Raw genomic sequence first — 16,198 nt, 5'->3', positions numbered from 1 at the left:
CTATCAATAAAGTGCCAATTTTAACCCATTGTGTCAATCCCGTTTGTTGTTACTGTATAAGGTACAAGATGCAAAAACAGGCATCGTAAGATGATATACAATCCACGAATGAGGATATACAATGAAAAGCGGATATGAATCACTCACATGGCTTAACGATAAAGAAGGCAGAGAGTATGTTTGCTCGATTGAAAGTAATGACCGGAAAACTTCATTTGAACTCCTCAGCGAAGAAGAGCAGAAAACCTGCAGGAATGTGAATGAGATTGTTGGAACGGAAAGATGGTAGTACTCCTCCCGGTCCCTGTCCGGAAATCGGCAGGGACCTTAGTTCAAGCTAATCTTCCCTGGGCATTATATCTGTGCACAAACAAGCAAACAAGCAGCCCTTATAAATGGTAATGTATATGGAGCGCAGGAATACTGATATTGATCGGAGATGCCGATGTGTCAGAAACGGGCAACGTGGGCAAGGCCCCGTTGTGTACTGGATTTCCCGTGACCAGCGAGTAGATGATAACTGGGCTTTGTTGTGGGCGCAGCAGGAGGCATTGGCACAGCACAAAGGGTTGGTGGTTGTTTTCAGCCTTATTCCTGATTACTTGGGAGCTGCATCAGATCATTATGCCTTTATGCTAAGAGGCCTTGCAGGTGTGCAGAAAAAACTGCAGAAACTGCAAATACCGTTTGTCCTTCTCGAACAGTCGCCTGTGGAAAGCCTGCCCCATTTTCTTCGCCATATCGATGCCCACGTGCTTGTTAGTGATTTCGATCCCCTCCGCATCAAGCGACAATGGCAGGCACAGCTCGCAAAGAGCGTGAAGGTTCCTCTTTATGAAGTGGATGCGCATAACATCGTTCCTGCTTGGATAGTTTCCGATAAAAAAGAGTACGCTGCCTACACACTTCGTCCTAAAATTAACCGTTTGCTGGATGATTATTTAACTGATATTCCCCCTCTGAAAAAGCATTTGGTCGACTGGCGTCAAGATGCAGAAAGTTATGATTGGGCTGCATATTCGGGGTTAACTTCCAGCCTGTTGTCTGTTGAGGAAGGAAAACTTAAGGCCGGCGAAGCGAAGGCAAACTTTGCTGCTGAGGTATTTGTGAGCACCGGACTTGCAGAGTATGCAGCTTGTCGGAACAATCCGTGCGTAAAGGGCCAATCCGGGCTTTCTCCGTACTTGCACTTTGGACACCTGTCGGCACAGCGCCTGGCTTGGATGGTTTCAGAGAGCGATTTGCCCATGGAGAGCAAAGCTCCCTTTCTGGAAGAACTCGTTGTACGGCGCGAATTGTCTGATAATTTTTGTCTGTATGAACCCAGCTACGATAGTATTGCTGGATTTCCGGAGTGGGCTCGGAAAACGCTTGATCAGCATTGGTATGATAAACGTGACTATATTTATACCCTCCAGGAACTGGAACATGGGAAGACCCACGAGCAACTCTGGAACGCCTGTCAGGTTGATCTTGTTCAGAATGGTAAACTGCATGGGTATTTACGGATGTATTGGGCAAAGAAAATACTTGAATGGACTCCTGATCCTGAAGCTGCCCTGGAATATGCTATCACTCTTAATGATCGCTACTCGTTGGATGGTAGAGATCCAAATGGGTATGCCGGGGTTGCCTGGGCTATTGGTGGCGTGCATGATCGGGCATGGCGCGAACGGTCGGTTTTCGGCAAGATTCGTTACATGAATGAGGCTGGATGTCGCCGAAAATTTGACGTGAACAGGTATATTGCATCTGCTTACAGCACCGAGCAAGCTTGATAACATTTTTCACAAAAGACTATCTCGAAAAATTGCTGATCACCCACAAGACGTACGGCAATATCTTTAGGGTATGTTAAATTATTAGCAGTATATTTTCTCTTCTCGCTCCTGCTTTTGTTGTGTCTTGAATGTTTCAAAATTATTCTTTTCTTTTGGTAGTACAAGCTACCAATGTCTTCCTGTTTTATATCTATTGATAGTTATCTGGACTTCCTTACTTTATACGTTATAAGAGCGGAAAAAATTCGACATTAGGAGAATGCTGATGAGATTACTTTTTACTTTGTTGATACTGGTGCTGGTGACGGGTTGTTCTGCGGTAGATATGAAACGTTATAGTGCCAATGAGCCGCAGCTGGATCTGTTTGAGTATTTTTCGGGAAACACTACGGGGTGGGGAATCGTTCAGGATAGAAAGGGTGCGCTCATTCGTAGGTTTGTTGTCGAAGTTGTCGGCGAGGTGACAGAAAACGGACAACTGGTCTTACGGGAAAAATTTGAGTGGAGTGATGGTGAATTGTCTGACATGACGTGGATTTTGAGTCAACAGGATAACCATAGATTTACGGGTACTGCTGATGATGTCTTGGACCAAGCTGATGGAGTACTCTACGGTAATGTACTCAATTGGCAATATCAGTTAATGCTGCAGGTAGAGGACAGCAGCTGGAAAATAAAGTTTGATGACTGGATGTTCCTGGTAAGCGAGGACATGCTGATCAACAAAGCGACCATGTCCAAATTTGGATTTAAGGTAGGAGAAGTAACAATAGTTTTCAGGAAATAAACATAACCAATAGGGTGTTAGTATGTTTTTAAAAGGTAATTTATTGATAATAGGGCTTATTCTGTTGCTCTCCAGCCCGGTTTATGGAATATCTGGTATGAGTGACTTGCAGAGACTCGGGCAAGGGAAGGCGTATTACTTGGGATTTATCAAGGTGTATGATGTATCTCTTTACGGTTCAGAGCTTACAAGCAAACAACATATTCTCAGTCGTGATGTGTCCAAATGTTTACATATTGAATATGCGGTCGATATTGAAAAAGATGATTTTGTAGAAGCGGCAAACACCATTCTTAATCGTCAGTTCTCAGAGAAACAGCTGGCGTTGGCCAAGGGTGGCATTGATGCTCTCCATGAGGCATATTTAGATGTAAAAGATGGAGATACGTACACCCTCTGTTACAGTAGTGTAGACAGTGTAACAACACTCTCTTACAACGGAGAAGAACTCGTTTCCATAGATTCGCCTTTTTTTGCAGAGACATACTTTAGTATATGGCTTGGAAGTCATAAGCCACTTGATGAAGACCTTCGGGATGATCTGCTCGCAGGAGTGCAAAAGGATTAATTCTTACCGAGTAAACACTTCATTGATGTAAAGGAGTCAGGGCATATGGAAAAGTTTCTTCGAATGTACCGGAATCTTCATGCAGATAATTTAGAGATTCTCAAGACCGTTTACAGACAAGACATTCATTTTACCGATCCTGCCCACCAGATTAGCGGTATTGATAACCTCACAGCATATTTTGCAGCCCTGTATGCAAACATCGACTCTATACATTTTTCCTTCCTTGAACCATTAATGGTCGACAACAAAGGGTATGTACGCTGGGAAATGACTTTCAGTCATCGGCGGCTTGATGGAGGCCGTCCAATAACCGTCGTCGGTGCCAGTTATCTGGAATTTGATCAGCAGGGCAAGGTATATTTTCATCAGGATTATTTTGACCTTGGGGCCATGCTCTATGAGCATGTACCGCTCTTGGGCCGTTTTGTAAGATCCATTAAAAAAGGACTTGGAAAATGAAAATAGTAATCACCGGAGCAACCTCGGGAATAGGTCGGCAGTTGGCTATGGACTATCATGCCGAAGGTCATGAGGTGTGGGCTTTAGGAAGAAATGTGCAGGCATTGGAAGAACTTGCTGCCCATGGATTGTCTACCGGGCAGCTGGATCTCACCGATAGAGATGCAGCCCTTGCCTGGTTTGCCCGATTGGACTCTGTGGACCTTGCCATCCTGAATGCAGGAACCTGTGAGTATATAGATCTCCCTGAGTTTGACAGTGCGTTGGTGCAGCGGGTAATGCGGGCCAATGTGGAATCGACAGCCATTTCCATTGAGGCGGTTTTACCGCTTCTTCGCAAAAGTCAAAGTCCTCACCTGGCTCTTGTGGGCAGCTCTGCCGCCTACCTGCCATTACCGCGTGCAGAAGCATATGGCGCCTCCAAGGCTGCAATCGCCTACATGGCCAAAACCCTGAGGATAGATTTGCACCCTGAGAACATTGCTGTCAGCCTTATCTGTCCGGGATTTGTCAAGACGCCTCTTACCGATCTCAACGACTTTCCCATGCCGTTTCGAATAAGTGTTCAACAGGCAAGCGATTATATTCGGAAAGGGGTGATGAAAAAGAAAGCGGAAATTCATTTTCCTAAACGCTTTACCTGGATACTTAAGCTCTTATCCTTCCTCCCCGGTCCACTATGGACCATAATCGGTCGGCAAATGGTGAGAAAATGAGTCGTTTAAAGATTGCAATCGTTGGGTCTGGAATTTCAGGGCTTACCTGTGCTCATGCCTTGGCCCCCCACCATGATATCACCCTTTACGAAGCCGCTGATTATGTTGGGGGGCATACCCATACAGTAGAGGTGGAGAAAGAGGGAGAGGTGTCTGCAATAGACACAGGATTTATTGTCTTTAATGATCGTACCTATCCCCATTTTATTGAGTTGATGGAGAGTCTTGGGGTTGCATCTCAACCTACGGAAATGAGTTTTTCAGTAAGAAATGATGTCATAGACCTTGAGTACAACGGGAACAATCTCAATAGCCTCTTTGCACAGCGAAGAAACTTGATCCGTCCGCGTTTCCTGGCAATGGTAGCAGACATTGTTCGGTTCAATAAAGAGGTGAAAAATGCTGCAAAAGAGGATCAACATCAGACCATCGGAAACTTTCTCACTGTGCAGAAATATTCATCGCTCTTTAAGGAAAATTACCTGCTGCCGATGGTGTCTGCGATTTGGTCAATGGGACTGGAAAGTTGTATGGATTTTCCTTTGCAGTTTTTTGTTCGCTTTTGCGATAATCACGGTTTGCTCAATATTGTTAACAGACCGCAATGGTATACCATTATAGGTGGCTCAAGCAGCTATATTGAGCCGCTGACAGCCACCTTTAAAGACAGCATTCGGCTCAATACACCAGTGGTGAGGGTGGAGCGGGAAGACAATCTGGTTTCCGTCATCACCAGGGAAGGCTCAACCACTTTTGATCAGGTCGTTTTTGCCTGTCATGGTAACCAGGCTTTGTCTCTGCTGGCCAGCCCAACTGCTGAAGAGGAATCTGTCTTGCAGCAATTTACAACATCAGAGAACAGGGTGGTCCTGCACACAGATACATCCTTTCTGCCCAAAAGAAAATTGGCCTGGGCCAGTTGGAATTATAACATGGTTGCCGGTGCCGAAGAACAGACGACACTGACCTATAACATGAATATTCTCCAACGCTTGAACAAGCGATACACCTATCTGGTGACCCTTAACCAGGATATTCCTGAGGAACATGTTCTTCGTACTTTTACTTATCATCATCCTGTGTACACACAAGGAGCAATTAAGGCGCAGCAACGTTGGGCGGATATTTCAGGAAAGAATTGCAGCCATTTCTGTGGGGCTTACTGGTTTAACGGCTTCCATGAAGACGGCGTTAGAAGTGGGCTCCGGGTTAGCGCTGCACTTGAGGGAAGTGTATGAACTCGTCACTCTATATAGGTACCATTGCTCACAGCAGGCAGATACCACGAAAGCATAGTTTCCAATATCATTTTTTTATGTGGTTTCTTAATCTTGATGAACTCGACCAACTGCCTCGGTTGGGAAGATGGTTTTCTACAACGAGATGGGCACTGAGTCGCTTTCACCGACCGGATTACTATGGAGAACCGACGCTCCCTCTTGCCGATGCTATCAGGAAACGGATGGAGGAACTCACCGGCTATCCGGTTGCAGGCCAAGTTTTTGGCCTGCTCAATATGCGCACCTTGGGAGTGTATTTCAGTCCGGTGAATTTTTATTACGGGTATGATGGACAGGGTAATCTTAGCCATTTTTTGGCAGAAGTTTCCAATATCCCTTGGAATGAGCGGCATCAGTATGCTCATTATGTTGCGGGCAATCAATTGGCGCCTGACAATTCAAAACAATTTCGTGTGTCGCCATTCAACCCGCTCAATCAACACTATTCATGGAAGATTAAGGATCCCGCCGAGAAATTATTTGTTCAGATACAAGTCGACGATGATCGTGGCCGCATTTTTACTGCGCAGCTTCGTTTGCACAGGCGACCGCTTACATTGGAATCGGTGAGGAAAGAGCTGCTGAAAAAACCGGCAATGACCATGTATATGGTTGCGAAAATTTACTGGCAAGCGCTGAAGCTTTACGCAAAAGGTGTTCCCTACGTTGCTTACGAAAAGGAGACGGTATGAACAGCTTGACCAATATATCAAATTGCGATTCAACAGGAGCAAAAGATACATTGAGCGCACGTTGGTCGCGATTGCTGCTTATGAGGTTGCTTTCAGGTGTAAAGTTTGGCCAACTTATTATTCAGGAAGGTGAAAAACAGTGGTGTTTTGGTGAGGGGAGTCTACCCCGTGCCCATGTAACTATCCACAATGTTGCAGCATATAAAAAAGTTCTTTTTGGTGGATCGATTGGTGCCGGCGAGGCCTACGTGGATAAACTCTGGGATGTTGATGACTTAACAGCATTGGTAAGGATAATGGTGCTGAATATGTCTTTGCTTGATCGGATGGAAAAGGGGCTCGCCTGGATACTCAGGCCGTTTGATCTTGCCAAACATTTTTTCAATACCAACAATAAGCATGGGGCGAAACGAAACATTCTTGCTCATTATGATCTTGGTAATGATCTGTATGGGGCTTTTCTCGATCCCGCGATGATGTATTCGTCCGGCATATATCCGAGCCACAACACTACCCTGGAAGAGGCCCAACAGAACAAACTTGAACTTATCTGTAAAAAGCTTGATCTGCAGCCGACAGACTCTGTGATTGAGATCGGCACAGGGTGGGGGGGATTCGCGCTTTATGCTGCCGAAAAGTATGGTTGTCATGTGACGACAACGACCATTTCTGATGCACAGTATGAGTTGGCAACAAGTAGAGTTGCTGCTGCCGGACTGAGCCACAAGATAACACTGCTCCAAAATGACTATAGGGACCTGAGCGGAAAGTTTGATAAACTGGTGAGTATCGAAATGATAGAGGCTGTTGGGCACCGGTTTCTGCCGAGTTTTTTTCAAAAATGCGGCGATCTTCTCAAACCTGAGGGAAAGATGTTGCTCCAGGCTATAACCATCGCTGATCAGAAGTATAAACAATATGTCGGAACTGTTGATTTTATACAGCGATATATTTTCCCTGGAGGGTGCCTGCCATCAAACAGCAGGATGGCACAGTTGATTGCGGAAAAGACCGATATGGTTGTTCGCCATATTGAAGATTTTGGTTTTGATTATGCCAGAACAATACAAGATTGGCGTACTCGTTTTCACGATGCTTTTGCAGGGCTGCAGGAAAAAGGCTATGACGAGGCATTCAAGCGATTATGGGATTTTTACTTGTGTTACTGCCAGGGTGGTTTTCTGGAACGTTCCATAAGCGTTGTCCATCTTGTTGCTACCCGACCCGGCAATAGACATCCTTAGCGCTATGAAGAGCTTGATCAATATCCTTACCTACCAGGCAATATGGTTTATGGGTGTTCTCGGTGGAACCATTGGTGCGTATGGCGGCATTCTGTTACTGCTCATTCACCTGATTTTCTCCCCTGTGCGGGGCGCTGACTTGCGGATGATGGGATTTTTATTGTTTACAGGTCTGCTGGTGGATGGAACCTTGCACCAGGTTGGCTTTATCAGTTTCACCGTAACTGGTTTTCCGATACCTTTCTGGCTGATGGTTATATGGTTGGGGCTGGCCATCACGCCCCACCATAGCCTGGCCTGGTTGAAGCACAGGCTGCTGCTTTCCATGGTTTTTGGTGCTATGGGTGGACCTGTAGCGTACTGGGCAGGTACCCGCCTGGGAGCGGCAACCTTCAACTACGCTTTACTGCCTTCACTGCTCAGCCTTTCACTGATCTGGGCTATTCTTTGGCCCGTTGTCATGTATTTTAGCGTCGTGCCGAGAAAGAAGCCTCTTACTATAAAGCCACTCGTAAAGTGAAATTCTTTGCTGCTATTTCACTATTTTTTTTATTCTTTGAGCTGAAGGAGCAGGTTATCTGTAACCTACAGGTACAACGTCACTATGGGTAACTGTCAGATCAAGTTTCAAGTTTGAGCTACTAAACAAAAAAAGGAAACATGAGAAAAGGGGGGAAGAAAAGGCTTGTTCAGCGTTGCAGTCCCCATTGGAGGTGGCAGCCTGAAACAAACAGAAATTTCATTTGAAACCGGCGAAAAGGGTTTTAAACCAATGGAATTACCTCTGGAGGGAGGTATTATCAGCCGCAGGCAAGTACAGCTGATAATACGGGAAAGGTGGACGGAGACCCTTTATTTAAAGTACTTCAGTAATGCATGCAATGTTGTCAGCGGATGCGGAGGGCACCCAGGGATATAAAGATCTACGGGAATCAGGCTGTTGAGATCCCCGATGATTTCCTCGCTTCCAAAAAACGGGCCGCCTGAAATCGAACAGCAGCCACTGGCAATAACCACTTTGGGTGATGGTACCGCATCATATGTGTCCAAAAGTGCCTGTTTCATGTTGCGTGTAATGGGGCCGGTAACATGGATGCCATCGGCGTGGCGCGGTGAGGCGACAAAATCGATACCGAAACGGGAAAGGTCAAAAAACGGAGTGGTGAGTACGTTGGTATCTGCCTCACAGGAATTACAGCCTCCTGCAGAAACCTGGCGAAGTTGGAGTGAACGCCCAAAAAGTTTTTTGAAATGTTGTTTTGAATGATCTGCCAAAACCGGCAAGGTACCATCTGTAATCAGGTCTTCCCTGTTTTCCGTTCCCAAATCGAAATTTTCACTGAACTTGACAAATGCCCCATTCTCGACTTTTTCGCATTGACCGCAAAAGGAACAGCGACCAAGATCAATGGTTTTTGCTTCGGGGTCAATAGCATCTTGCGGGCAAAGACGAGCACACTTTGTGACGATTTCGCTACTGCACTCAGAATTAATCACAGGCAACCCTCTAAATCGATGATAGAGAGAAATCGGCTCTTTAGGGTAGGAAGAGGTCTTGTTTCCCTGTTCCAGTTTGTTTTTTAGTACTTTCAGCATAATAAAATCCTTCTATGTCGCTCAGTGCAGGGCACTTTATTATAGATCAAATCCGCAGTACGAAAGATTGTAGCTCTTGTTGCAGAGTGGAAAGTCTGATATTTCTTGATTGCGAAGCGACATGGCAAGCCCCGTCCAATTATGAAATGATGGGTCCTTGACCTTATAGCGTTGTACCTTGCCATCATTGTCTGTAAGAAGGCAGTGAGATACTTCTCCCCGCCAACCTTCGTTGACAGTGACTACAAACGAATCGGGGCTGAGGCTACACTCCTGCATATGGACTTCTTCAGCGGTTGTTTCCGTTTTGTCTAGCAGTATATTGATGAGTGTCAATGAATGCATAATTTCTTCCCGTCGCACTGTAGCGCGGCTGTTTACATCGCCGTTTGTTACAGAGTTGGTATTGGCAGGTAATTCACCGTAACACTCATTGGGAAATGTTACCCTTGCGTCATAGGGTATGCCACAGGCCCTGCCTGCATAGCCGACCAGACCGAGTTCTTTGGCCACGCTATGTTCGACTGTCCCGGTGTGCTCAAATCGAGCCAGGACCGTAGGCGCACCAAATAAAAGATCAGAGATGTGTTCAATTTCCGGTGTTATTTCGGCGAGCTTATCGCGTATTAACCGGCGTTGTTCATCTCCCATAACATGGGTCACCCCACCTGGTCTTACCAGCCCTTTACCAAAACGGTTACCGCCCAACACCTGTAAGAGATTAAGAAATTCTCCTCTTATTCTGCCAAAATAGGCAGCAGGTGGATTAAAGGCAACATCCCCGCTCAGCGCTCCGAGATCACCAATATGATTGCAGAGTCGTTCCAGCTCTAATGCCATGGAGCGGACAATCTTTGCTCCCTTGTCAACAGTTAATCCTCCAAGGCCTTCAAAAGCTTGGCTGAAACAAAGACTATGGGCGATGGTCGTGTCACCGGCGATCGATTCGCAAATAATGGGATAGCGTTTATGTGGCAAAGCCGGTAGCATTTTTTCGATGCCCCGGTGCTGATAGCCGAGCTGGATCTCCAGGTGGAGAACCTCTTCCCCGGCGCACTGAAATCGAAAATGCCCTGGTTCAATAATGCCGGCATGTACCGGGCCAACCCCTACCTCATGTATGGATTCACCGTTCACCTGAAAGTAGGAATAGTTGCCGGGAATGTCGTGGTCATAGTTGTTGCCAAAAACATCCTCTTTCCCGGTGAAGTTTTTATGGTAGCGTACCATTTTCAGCCAGGGATGCCCATCCGGCTTGAGGCCGAACTGCTCAGCAATTTCCCGCTCAAACATATGAAATTTTTCGCTGACTGATCGGGTAAACGACTGAAATCTGGTTCCTATCTCGGTACTTATTGCATAGAGATTGCTATTGCGTACAACCGCCAGCAGTTTGTAGACATTAGCCTCTTCATAAACAAAGAACTGGACGATGAATCCGTCGTCCTTAACAAACTGGGAAATACTCTTGAAAAACAGGTCAAAGGAAACTTCAGGGATCGCGGCTCGTGGGATAGCTTTGCCGTTTTCTATTTGCAGAAAGTTATCCATGAATGGCACCTCCAATGGTTTGGATTGCATCTGTAATCGCGATGTAAATGGCGTCCGGCATCCAGATACAAAGAGTAACGGAGGCGAACAGTAAGATATACGGGGCTGCAAGGCGGAGTGTTTTTTCTTTAACCAGAATTTTTCTGTTGTTATCGCTAAAGGACATAGCCATAAAGATACGTCCTGCTCCAGCGGCGACAAGGATAAGGGCAAAGAGGAACAGGGCAACACTGATATACCTGTGCTGCTGGAATGCACCGATTACAATCACGACTTCACTGATGAACAACCCAAACGGCGGTAATCCTGTAATGCCGATAAACCCGGCAAAAAAGGACACAAAAGTTTTTGGCATCCGGCTGATTATATTGCCGACTCCCTGCACTCGTTTTGTTCCGAAACCAAGCAGAATGTTACCGGCAGAGAGAAAAAGTGAAGACTTGAGCAATGAGTGGTGAATTAGGTGGAGAAAAGCCCCATACATGGCAAAACCACCGATTCCGATACCAAAGGAGATAACACCCATGTTTTTGATACTGGAGTAGGCAAGCATTCGTTTGTAGTCGGGCTGACCAATGATAAAAACACCGCCAACCAGCATGGATGCAAGCCCGAAACCGATCAGGACATTGCCGGAGAAATCACCAAGGCCTGCAACATTCATTAGCACATGCATCTTGTAGATACCGAGAAAGGCACAGTTAAGTAACGCTCCGGAGAGCAAGGCAGATGCGGGACTTGGTGCCTGGCTGTGCGCATCCGGTAACCAGGTGTGCATTGGTGCAAGGCCCATTTTTGTACCAAATCCAATAACCACAAAGATGAATCCGGCTTTGAGCCATACCGGGTCAAGTTGTGTTGCCACATTGTTGAGTGAAGTGAATGAAAGCGGCGCATCGATATTGCCCAGGTCCATAGCAAGGGTAACGAAAAAGCAGCCAAGCAGGGCCAGGGCAATCCCCACCGAGCAGATGAGTACATATTTCCAGGTTGCTTCAAGCGCTTCTTTTGATCGATGGATAAAAATAAGGGGAGCGCTGACAAGTGTGGTCGCTTCAATGGAGATCCAGAGGACTATTGGATGCTCAGAGAGCGTCACCATGGACATGGTTCCGAGAAAGAGCAGCATGCAGCAACAGAAAACAGGTTTGTTCTCTACTTCCGACTCATTCATATAGGAAAATGAGTAGATGGAAATGCATACAAAGATAAAAGAGGTAACCAGTAAAATCAGTAATCCTTCTGGTGACGCGCTGAAAAATTGAGGAAATGCAGGGGTCAGTTTGCCCATCCAGCTCATAAGCGTGAGCTGGAAATGAAGAAGTGCGGAAATGCACAGCAGCATTCTGCCCATGCTTGCAGGCAGTGCCAGAGCAGCCCCCCCAGCGACAAGTGGCAGCAAAAATACAAATTCAATCATAGTATCAGTCCTTTAATCGTCCAAGTAAAGTGGTGTCGACATCACTGAAAGCGCTGTTGATGTTATGCAGAATAATTCCCATCACCATGACGCCAACCAGGAGATCAAGCAGCACGCCGAACTCGACCACATAAATTGTGTGTCGGTGGTCAGTGAGCGCGGTCCCAATAAGGTAAATACCGTTTTCCAGCATCAGGTAACCGATCACCTGGGTAATAGCCTTGGTTCTGGCCATCATCAGGAAAAATCCGGAAGCCATAGTTGTAATGGCTGTTATGAGCACCATCGAATGCCCTTCAGGTAAGGAGAGTCGAAGATTATTGGTGATAAAAACAGAAATTATAATGATAACAAGACCGCTGAGAATTGATGCGTGATAGCCGATAAAAGGTTCAATTTCGCGTTGGATCTTTACCCGCTTCACAGCCATGTACAACAGACCGGGAATAAGCAATCCTTTGATCAGGGTCATAATCTGGAAAAAAATGATTGCTCCGCTATCCAGTGATGCATGGCTTTTTAAGAAAAGCGGTGTAAGTGAAACCATCACACCCTGCAGAGCCATGATTCTGACCAGCACCATCAGCCGGGTTGAGCCGAGAGATAAAAGGACAGAAAGCAGGGTAACAACAAGTATTAATTCGGTAATATTTATCACTGAAAGACCCCCATAGTGAGTATGGCCGCAAAGAAAACCAGGGCAAAGGAGGTAAGAATGAATTTTGGAACAAGATCCATTCGGAACCTGGCCATGATTGATTCTGTTATGCCGATGAAAACGTAAATAAGGGAGAGAATGCCAAGAAATATCAATCCTCTGGTGATACCATTCAGCACATCAAATGGAAATATGAGCTGGGTGATAAAAGCCGCATAGAAAATGAGTTTCAAAAAAGCTCCTATTTCAATGAGTGCCAGATCAGGGCCACTGTGATCGAGAATCATCACCTCGTGAATCATAGTCAGCTCCAAGTGTGTTGCTGGATCGTCAACCGGAACTCGGGAGTTCTCTGCGAGAAGGACCATGAACATCGCTATGATAACAAGCAGGATAAGCGCACCGGATTGGCCCATCAGCGTAATAGGGTTTTCACCGGTAAAATAGGTAGCTAAACTTAACGATCCACTCATTCGGTAAAAGAGTATCAAGACCGTAAAGATGGTGACTTCCGCAAGGGTTGAGAAAAAAACTTCACGCGCTGCTCCCATCCCTTCAAAGGGCGAGGCTGTGTCCAGAGCAGCTATAACAGTAAAAAAACGTCCGATTCCCATGATGTAGAAAAGAACAATGACATCACCATGAAAGGAAAGCAGCGGTGCTTGCCCGGCAAAAGGGAAAAAGAGCAGTACTGTAAGAGCGGCAGCAAAGGAGACGATAGGCCCTAATTTGAAGACAAATGTGGTACTGGTGCTGTAGACGGAACCCTTACGCAACAGTTTGATAAGGGTATAGTATTTTATAAGGAGCGGCGGTCCATTTTTACCGGCAAAAAAAGCTTTCACTTTCAATATGATTCCGGGAAAAAGCGGCGCCGCCAGTACGGCTAATGCAAATGATATATATGTTTCCATTCTTTACCTCTCTCTATTAAATGAGAATTCTTTTGCCGGGACGTCAGACAAACAGTAGCAGTGCAACAATTGCCACTATGATATAGCCGATATACAACTGAATATGGCCATGCTGAATCCAGCGGAGTTTCCTCATGAAGTAAAGGAAGGGGATGGCAAGGTGATCAACCAACGCTATTTCAGAGATATCTTCCACACTGGTATTGTAGGTGGTTTGTCTCGGAAATATTCTTTTGATCCCTGAGTACCTGGTTTTCACCCGGACAAAGGGCCGGAAAAAATCAACCACACTCATGGCATACGATGTACCTGTATACTGTATCCTCGTTGTTCCCTGGGTAAAACCGCATCCCCATGTTGGGTTGTGAGTGATTTCCTTGCGGAGGTAAAGCACCTTGCGCAGCAACATGGAAAAAAGAAAAACAGCCAGGAAAATACGTGCTGCTATTGCCAGGTTACCGGTTAGCACTGCCACTTCCTCTGAACCGACAGGCACGAGCGGTTTAATGCTTTTTAAGGCCATGAAGGCTGTCTGGACAAAAGGTGTTGGAAATATACCTATTACCAGGCAGGAGACAGCCATAATGGTCATGGGGATGGTTATGGTTATTCCAGCCTCTTGCGCATCGGCTGCCTTTGCAGTTCGCGGTTCGCCAAGAAATACGATGCCGACTACCTTGGTGAAACATGTTGCCGCAAGTCCACCGATAATAGACAACGAGAGAATGGCTAGCATGGTAAAGATAAAGGGGGAACCGTCGAGGAGCAACCCTTGAAACGCACCGTAATAGATCAGGAATTCACTGACAAAACCATTGAAAGGAGGCAAACCGGATATGGAGATCGATCCCGTCAAAAAAGCACTTCCCGTTTTTGGCATTCGTTTAAGAATGCCGCCGAGCTGATCAATTTGTCTGACTCCGGTTTTCTTTAGTACAATACCTGCACCGAGAAACAGCAACGATTTAAAAATAGAATGATTAAGCACATGCAGCAGGCTGCCGGCAAACCCAAAACTTGCCATCGCCATATTGCCTGAGGACAAGCCGATCATGCCTATACCAGCACCTATAAGGATAATGCCGATGTTTTCTACGCTGGAATAAGCCAGTAGTTTTTTCAGATCATTCTTTCCCAGAGCATATACCACCCCGAGTATCCCTGATACCATGCCAAAGGTGAGAACCATCTCGCCAAACACCAATTCCGTAGCATTGAGTATGGCATAGAACCGAATGATGCCGTAAATACCCATTTTGATCATAACACCAGACATCATCGCTGAGATGTTACTGGGAGCCGCAGGGTGAGCATGAGGCAGCCACATTTGCAGGGGGAACATACCTGCCTTTGAGCCAAAGCCGACAAGAGCCAGAAAGAAAACGATGACCTTAATATTGGCGGGAATTACTGCAAATGTAGAAAAGCTATACGAGCCCGTATAACTGTAGGCAAGGGCGATGGAGGCAAAAATGAACATTGCCCCAGCCTGGGCAAAAATAAAATAGATATAATCGGCTTTGCGGGTCTCTTTCTCGTGATAATCATAAATAACCAACAGAAAAGAGGACAGGGACATAATCTCCCAGACCAGAGCAAAACTAATAATATTATCAGCAGTAGCAACAAGTGCCATTCCAATAATAAGAAAAGTCAGAAAGAAAAAGTTCACACCTATACGCAGTCGTTGCTCAGCTTTGTCCATGTAATGAAAGCTGTAGAGTACGGCAAGCGGGCAAATAGCAAAAATGGGTATCAGAAAAAATGCAGAAAGTGGATCAATGGAAAAAGAAAGGGTAAATATCTGCAGCCACGATATAGAATACGTCGTTACCTCTGTCCCTTGTAGGGGACCGATAATTGCATATAAGCCGATCATGCAGCCAACTGCAGTGATAGTGATATAACCGGCTTTCATCAGGCTGAACAGTTTGCAGGTGAGCAATGCAAACAGTCCACCAGCAAGTAAAACAGTAAGTGAAAGTAAAAAGGTGTCCATCATTCCTCGTCGTATTAAGTCATAAAGCACTATGGTGAGTGTTGTGTCGATTGGGCAACCCATTGCGTCAGCATATTGTTATCATCCATCCTCCATATTGATGTATTCAAAAATGTCATATGTTTTAATTTTGCTTTGTTTGCGATTGAGCGTTATTGGCGGGATAATGAGGGCGTGCTTCAGAGGGCCAGGTGCAGGCTTATTTCTCTGGCTTTAATGCACTGGCAAGTGAAACCATACCAGCACTTTGTTGCTGAAAAAAGCGAAGGATTAAGCACATGTTCGTAGTCGTCAGTACGTGCTTTAATGAATTCCATCCAGTTCGATGCATCTTCTGCTGACAGGAAAGGGCCGACTATATTCGTTGTTTCTTTGGCTTCTTTGTATTTTGCGGAAAAATGTTGTGCTGTTTTTTCGGGTTCCTGAGTGATTCCTATAAGAACTGTCATGGCAACTCCTTTTTTTGATAATCAGATTTCAGCGGGTACGAAAATTCGGAAAATGAGCACAATGCTCATGAAAAATCGGGG

17 protein-coding genes are annotated in these 16,198 nt (G+C 45.7%); 10 read left to right on the top strand and 7 right to left on the bottom strand.

Translation table 11 applies throughout. From position 1 onward, the window contains the following. The first annotated feature begins 121 nt into the window (after positions 1-121). The 10 genes from JWH17_RS16175 to JWH17_RS16130 all read left to right on the top strand — a co-directional run bounded on the left by JWH17_RS16175 (position 122) and on the right by JWH17_RS16130 (position 8,050). Positions 122-289 carry a hypothetical protein gene (locus tag JWH17_RS16175; protein ID WP_205223677.1) on the top strand — a complete coding sequence of 56 codons (168 nt, stop codon included), beginning with the start codon at positions 122-124 and terminating at the stop codon, positions 287-289. A 118-nt stretch (positions 290-407) separates the two neighbouring features. Continuing rightward, positions 408-1,778, top strand: a complete 1,371-nt coding sequence (gene phrB / locus JWH17_RS16170; RefSeq protein WP_232371136.1) for a deoxyribodipyrimidine photo-lyase — start codon at positions 408-410, stop codon at positions 1,776-1,778. A 268-nt stretch (positions 1,779-2,046) separates the two neighbouring features. Then, positions 2,047-2,568, top strand: coding sequence for a DUF3833 family protein (locus tag JWH17_RS16165; RefSeq protein ID WP_205223676.1), 522 nt, complete (start codon positions 2,047-2,049; stop codon positions 2,566-2,568). A gap of 97 nt (positions 2,569-2,665) precedes the next feature. Then, positions 2,666-3,136, top strand: coding sequence for a chalcone isomerase family protein (locus JWH17_RS16160; RefSeq protein WP_205223675.1), 471 nt, complete (start codon positions 2,666-2,668; stop codon positions 3,134-3,136). A gap of 45 nt (positions 3,137-3,181) precedes the next feature. After that, positions 3,182-3,598 (top strand): nuclear transport factor 2 family protein, encoded by a 417-nt coding sequence (locus JWH17_RS16155; protein WP_205223674.1) that lies wholly within the window; start codon positions 3,182-3,184, stop codon positions 3,596-3,598. Continuing rightward, positions 3,595-4,314, top strand: coding sequence for an SDR family NAD(P)-dependent oxidoreductase (locus tag JWH17_RS16150; protein ID WP_205223673.1), 720 nt, complete (start codon positions 3,595-3,597; stop codon positions 4,312-4,314). Before JWH17_RS16155 ends, JWH17_RS16150 begins: the two co-directional genes overlap by 4 nt. Continuing rightward, the gene (locus JWH17_RS16145; RefSeq protein ID WP_205223672.1) at positions 4,311-5,552 is read left to right on the top strand and encodes an NAD(P)/FAD-dependent oxidoreductase; all 1,242 of its coding nucleotides are present in this window, start codon (positions 4,311-4,313) and stop codon (positions 5,550-5,552) included. The genes JWH17_RS16150 and JWH17_RS16145 overlap by 4 nt, the downstream gene beginning before the upstream one ends. Further along, the gene (locus JWH17_RS16140; protein ID WP_205223671.1) at positions 5,549-6,286 is read left to right on the top strand and encodes a DUF1365 domain-containing protein; all 738 of its coding nucleotides are present in this window, start codon (positions 5,549-5,551) and stop codon (positions 6,284-6,286) included. The genes JWH17_RS16145 and JWH17_RS16140 overlap by 4 nt, the downstream gene beginning before the upstream one ends. Next, positions 6,283-7,530 carry an SAM-dependent methyltransferase gene (locus JWH17_RS16135; RefSeq protein WP_205223670.1) on the top strand — a complete coding sequence of 416 codons (1,248 nt, stop codon included), beginning with the start codon at positions 6,283-6,285 and terminating at the stop codon, positions 7,528-7,530. The genes JWH17_RS16140 and JWH17_RS16135 overlap by 4 nt, the downstream gene beginning before the upstream one ends. Before the next feature lie 4 nt (positions 7,531-7,534). Next, entirely contained in the window at positions 7,535-8,050 is a 516-nt protein-coding gene (locus JWH17_RS16130) for a DUF2878 domain-containing protein (protein ID WP_232371135.1), read from the top strand. 332 nt (positions 8,051-8,382) lie between these two features. Here the strand turns inward: JWH17_RS16130 and JWH17_RS16125 are convergent, their stop codons facing one another. The 7 genes from JWH17_RS16125 to JWH17_RS16095 form a co-directional block, all read right to left on the bottom strand. Next, on the bottom strand, positions 8,383-9,126 hold the full coding sequence (locus tag JWH17_RS16125) for an NADH-quinone oxidoreductase subunit B family protein (protein WP_205223668.1): 744 nt from the start codon (positions 9,124-9,126) through the stop codon (positions 8,383-8,385). 39 nt (positions 9,127-9,165) lie between these two features. Beyond that, the gene (locus JWH17_RS16120; protein WP_205223667.1) at positions 9,166-10,677 is read right to left on the bottom strand and encodes a hydrogenase large subunit; all 1,512 of its coding nucleotides are present in this window, start codon (positions 10,675-10,677) and stop codon (positions 9,166-9,168) included. Beyond that, positions 10,670-12,097, bottom strand: coding sequence for a proton-conducting transporter transmembrane domain-containing protein (locus JWH17_RS16115; protein WP_205223666.1), 1,428 nt, complete (start codon positions 12,095-12,097; stop codon positions 10,670-10,672). The genes JWH17_RS16120 and JWH17_RS16115 overlap by 8 nt, the downstream gene beginning before the upstream one ends. Before the next feature lie 4 nt (positions 12,098-12,101). Next, positions 12,102-12,755: a hydrogenase gene (locus tag JWH17_RS16110; RefSeq protein WP_205223665.1), complete on the bottom strand. Its 654-nt coding sequence runs from the start codon at positions 12,753-12,755 to the stop codon at positions 12,102-12,104. After that, a complete protein-coding gene (locus JWH17_RS16105; protein ID WP_205223664.1) occupies positions 12,752-13,669 on the bottom strand; it encodes a respiratory chain complex I subunit 1 family protein in 918 nt (305 codons plus the stop codon). Before JWH17_RS16105 ends, JWH17_RS16110 begins: the two co-directional genes overlap by 4 nt. A gap of 43 nt (positions 13,670-13,712) precedes the next feature. Then, a complete protein-coding gene (locus JWH17_RS16100) occupies positions 13,713-15,671 on the bottom strand; it encodes a proton-conducting transporter transmembrane domain-containing protein (protein ID WP_232371134.1) in 1,959 nt (652 codons plus the stop codon). A 176-nt stretch (positions 15,672-15,847) separates the two neighbouring features. Further along, on the bottom strand, positions 15,848-16,117 hold the full coding sequence (locus JWH17_RS16095; RefSeq protein WP_205223663.1) for a hypothetical protein: 270 nt from the start codon (positions 16,115-16,117) through the stop codon (positions 15,848-15,850). Positions 16,118-16,198: the final 81 nt, after the last annotated feature.

Source organism: Desulfogranum marinum, assembly GCF_016918565.1.
GTDB classification, from domain to species: domain Bacteria; phylum Desulfobacterota; class Desulfobulbia; order Desulfobulbales; family Desulfobulbaceae; genus Desulfogranum; species Desulfogranum marinum.
The sequence above is the reverse complement of the archived record's forward strand: the minus strand, read 5'-3'. Positions and strand labels throughout refer to the sequence as shown.

Excerpts from the sequence above, each read along its gene's own strand:
- JWH17_RS16175 (WP_205223677.1), top strand. The coding sequence starts at position 122 with ATGAAAAGCGGATATGAATCACTCACATGGCTTAACGATAAAGAAGGC.
- phrB (WP_232371136.1), top strand. The coding sequence starts at position 408 with ATGGAGCGCAGGAATACTGATATTGATCGGAGATGCCGATGTGTCAGA.
- JWH17_RS16165 (WP_205223676.1), top strand. The coding sequence starts at position 2,047 with ATGAGATTACTTTTTACTTTGTTGATACTGGTGCTGGTGACGGGTTGT.
- JWH17_RS16160 (WP_205223675.1), top strand. The coding sequence starts at position 2,666 with ATGAGTGACTTGCAGAGACTCGGGCAAGGGAAGGCGTATTACTTGGGA.
- JWH17_RS16155 (WP_205223674.1), top strand. The coding sequence starts at position 3,182 with ATGGAAAAGTTTCTTCGAATGTACCGGAATCTTCATGCAGATAATTTA.
- JWH17_RS16150 (WP_205223673.1), top strand. The coding sequence starts at position 3,595 with ATGAAAATAGTAATCACCGGAGCAACCTCGGGAATAGGTCGGCAGTTG.
- JWH17_RS16145 (WP_205223672.1), top strand. The coding sequence starts at position 4,311 with ATGAGTCGTTTAAAGATTGCAATCGTTGGGTCTGGAATTTCAGGGCTT.
- JWH17_RS16140 (WP_205223671.1), top strand. The coding sequence starts at position 5,549 with ATGAACTCGTCACTCTATATAGGTACCATTGCTCACAGCAGGCAGATA.
- JWH17_RS16135 (WP_205223670.1), top strand. The coding sequence starts at position 6,283 with ATGAACAGCTTGACCAATATATCAAATTGCGATTCAACAGGAGCAAAA.
- JWH17_RS16130 (WP_232371135.1), top strand. The coding sequence starts at position 7,535 with ATGAAGAGCTTGATCAATATCCTTACCTACCAGGCAATATGGTTTATG.
- JWH17_RS16125 (WP_205223668.1), bottom strand. The coding sequence starts at position 9,126 with ATGCTGAAAGTACTAAAAAACAAACTGGAACAGGGAAACAAGACCTCT.
- JWH17_RS16120 (WP_205223667.1), bottom strand. The coding sequence starts at position 10,677 with ATGGATAACTTTCTGCAAATAGAAAACGGCAAAGCTATCCCACGAGCC.
- JWH17_RS16115 (WP_205223666.1), bottom strand. The coding sequence starts at position 12,097 with ATGATTGAATTTGTATTTTTGCTGCCACTTGTCGCTGGGGGGGCTGCT.
- JWH17_RS16105 (WP_205223664.1), bottom strand. The coding sequence starts at position 13,669 with ATGGAAACATATATATCATTTGCATTAGCCGTACTGGCGGCGCCGCTT.
- JWH17_RS16100 (WP_232371134.1), bottom strand. The coding sequence starts at position 15,671 with ATGATGGACACCTTTTTACTTTCACTTACTGTTTTACTTGCTGGTGGA.
- JWH17_RS16095 (WP_205223663.1), bottom strand. The coding sequence starts at position 16,117 with ATGACAGTTCTTATAGGAATCACTCAGGAACCCGAAAAAACAGCACAA.